The sequence below is a fragment of the Acinetobacter sp. ANC 4636 genome (assembly GCF_054454555.1).
This window is the reverse complement of record NZ_JBTKVD010000036.1, coordinates 1-2,431: the sequence shown is the minus strand read 5'-3', so window position 1 is coordinate 2,431 and position 2,431 is coordinate 1. Positions and strand designations below refer to the sequence as shown.

The following is a 2,431-nucleotide window of genomic DNA, read 5'->3' as shown; positions in this document are numbered from 1 at the left end:
TATAGATTGAGTACATTAAAATAATTAATTTTTTTAGAAAATAAGTTGATGTATGAACTTTGATAGAGAGTAGTGGCAATCCAAATTCGTCAGTTACCTCTCCATTCTTGCATAGACTAATACTTTAGGTAAGATTGATAAGAGAGTCTAACCAAAAATGTGGAACAATGCTCAAATATTAGGCGTGGAACGTGAAGAATCAAGTAAAAGCCGTTGCAGTGTGCTGAGATCTGCAACGGCCTTAAGTAAGATATTGAATTAAAATAATAAAACAAGCGATTTCGTATTATGTTAATTTTAGGAAAACTAAATTAAACACGTACAAATCACTAAGTATATTGATGTTTCGCACTCGGGAAAGAACCATCTTTAACAGCAATTACATATGCTTTTATAGCCTCTTGTACACTCGATTGTCCTTCCATAAAATTACGAACAAACTTGGCAGGTTTTTCATTGAACCCCAACATATCATGTAGTACTAAAACTTGAGCATCTGTTTCAGCACCAGCACCAATGCCAATAACAGGAATATCTACAGCCTTGGTAATTTTTTCAGCCAAATTGGATGGTACACACTCTAATAATAACATCGCTGCGCCAGACTCTTCTAATTTCTTAGCCGATTCTAATAGTTGCTTGGCTTGTTCTTCTGTTCTACCTTGTACTTTAAATCCCCCTATAACATTGACTGCTTGGGGTGTTAAACCAATATGTGCACACACAGGAACCCCATTTTCTGTTAAACGTGTAATTGCTTCACATAGCCATATATCACCTTCCAACTTGACCATATGAGCACCGGCTTGCATTAAGACGCTCGCATTTTTTAATGCTTGTTCAGGTGAAGAGTAAGTCATAAAAGGTAAATCAGAAATGATGAATGCCTGACTATTCCCTTTCTTCACACATTCTGTGTGATAGACCATATGCTCAATCGTTACAGGTAAAGTGCTATCGTTACCTTGTAAAACCATTCCTAGAGTATCCCCAACAAGCAAAGCATCAATGCCTACTTGATTTGAAATCTTGGAAAAAGTTGAATCGTAGCAAGTTAAAACTGCGATTTTTTCTCCATCCTTTTTCATCTTTTTTAATGTCTGTAATGTAACTTGCTGCATGATTTCCTCACGATTTCATCTATTAAATTATTGGCGCTTATCCAAAACTGTAATGTTTAACCTGATCAATGATTAAAATAATGGCGATTAAAACCATTAAGCCTCCTGAAATTCGGCTAACAATCTGTGCAACATGTGGGCGTGTTTTTAATAAAGTTTGAGCACAAAAACCCACTAAAAAGTAGACCACAGCACAACTAAAAATATGGACTAACCCCAAAGAAATAATTTGTGTAGTAACAGACCATGATGCAGATGTATGAATAAATTGGGGTAATAATGCGAGGAATAACAAAAAGACTTTTGGATTTAGCCCACTTACCCCGAAACCCTTAATAACCCAGTTCCACCATGGTTTATTAGTGTCTAGGTTGAGGTTTTTTTCATTAGATACAGTTGCTGGATGACGGGATAAACTAATCCCAATCCATAATAAATAAAGAGATCCAATAACAGTAAGTGCCATAAGCGCTAAAGGTTGGCTCGCAACAAGTGTCCCGACACCAGCAGCAACAACAAGCGTCGCTATAAAATGACCAAGTAACAAACCTGAGATAGCAGGTAGAGTTTTTTCTTTAATTCCAGCTGAAATTGCATATGCCCAATCAGCCCCAGGAGTGATAACAAAAAGAATGGATATACTCCAAAAAGCGATAAATGTATTAAATGTCATAAATTAAAAAATCATTTCATTCCACAAGCTAGAAAGGATAAGCCTTAAGATTTAGAATGTGCTTTCAAATAGTTGCTCATAACTCAATTTAAAAGGAAGATTTTTCTAAATGGATAAGATAGATAGGAAGATTCTTGCTGAATTACAATCTAATGGGCGTTTATCAATTACAGAGTTAGCGGAAAAAATAGGTTTAAGTCTCTCACCTTGTCATCGAAGGCTACGGACTTTAGAAGAATCAGGGATAATCAAAGGGTATTGTGCTCAACTTGATGCAAGTCATATTGGGTTGAATTTTTCAACTATTGTATTTGTGACGATGAAGGATGGAGATAAAAATACGATTGCCCATTTTGAGGAGGCTATTCTTGATATCCCTCACATCATTCAAGCGCAGCGTTTATTTGGAGATCCCGATTATTTATTACATGTAGTTGTAAGTGATTTAGCTAATTTTCAAAAACTATATGATGAAAAGCTTTCTGCTCTTCCGGGAGTTCAACGACTTACATCCACCATAGTCATGAAAAATGTGATTTCTAACCGCTTATTTCCCTTATAAAATATGTCTTATAACTCATAGAAAAATTGGTTAACACGTTCCATTTAACATAATGGGTGTTATACGAAATGTATT

3 protein-coding genes are annotated in these 2,431 nt (G+C 35.5%); 1 reads left to right on the top strand and 2 read right to left on the bottom strand.

The features are described from left to right. Nucleotides 1-329 precede the first annotated feature (329 nt). On the bottom strand, nt 330-1,121 hold the full coding sequence (gene panB / locus ACX1N5_RS15630; RefSeq protein WP_116730571.1) for a 3-methyl-2-oxobutanoate hydroxymethyltransferase: 792 nt from the start codon (nt 1,119-1,121) through the stop codon (nt 330-332). Between the two features lie 37 nt (nt 1,122-1,158). Then, the gene (locus ACX1N5_RS15625; protein ID WP_131382219.1) at nt 1,159-1,794 is read right to left on the bottom strand and encodes a LysE family translocator; all 636 of its coding nucleotides are present in this window, start codon (nt 1,792-1,794) and stop codon (nt 1,159-1,161) included. Nucleotides 1,795-1,903: 109 nt separating this feature from the next. Between ACX1N5_RS15625 and ACX1N5_RS15620 the strand changes: the two genes are divergently transcribed. Next, entirely contained in the window at nt 1,904-2,356 is a 453-nt protein-coding gene (locus ACX1N5_RS15620) for an Lrp/AsnC family transcriptional regulator (protein ID WP_131382220.1), read from the top strand. Nucleotides 2,357-2,431 lie beyond the last annotated feature (75 nt).